Annotated in this window: 1 protein-coding gene; it reads left to right on the top strand. The window is 65.1% G+C overall.

The features are described from left to right. Positions 1-14: 14 nt before the first annotated feature. On the top strand, positions 15-255 hold a 241-nt coding region (locus EU800_RS26500), incomplete at its 3' end, for a transposase (RefSeq protein WP_371685681.1).

Below are 255 nucleotides of genomic sequence, written 5' to 3'. Positions count from 1 at the left end.
ATGCCGCTGACAAGCTGGTCAGGGGGATCAAGCGGAAGACCCGCAAGCATTACTCGGCCGAGGAGAAGATCCGCATCGTGCTGGCCGGACTTCGAGGCGAGGAGAGCATCGCCGCGCTGTGCCGCCGAGAGGGGATCGCCGAGAGCCTCTACTACACCTGGTCGAAAGAGTTCCTCGAGGCCGGCAAGAAACGCCTGGCTGGAGACACTGCCCGTCAGGCGACGGCGCCGGAGGTCAAGGAACTCCGCTCGGAGG

This window comes from Tropicimonas sp. IMCC6043, from assembly GCF_004146235.1.
Classification (GTDB): domain Bacteria; phylum Pseudomonadota; class Alphaproteobacteria; order Rhodobacterales; family Rhodobacteraceae; genus Tropicimonas.
The sequence above is the reverse complement of the archived record's forward strand: the minus strand, read 5'-3'. Positions and strand labels throughout refer to the sequence as shown.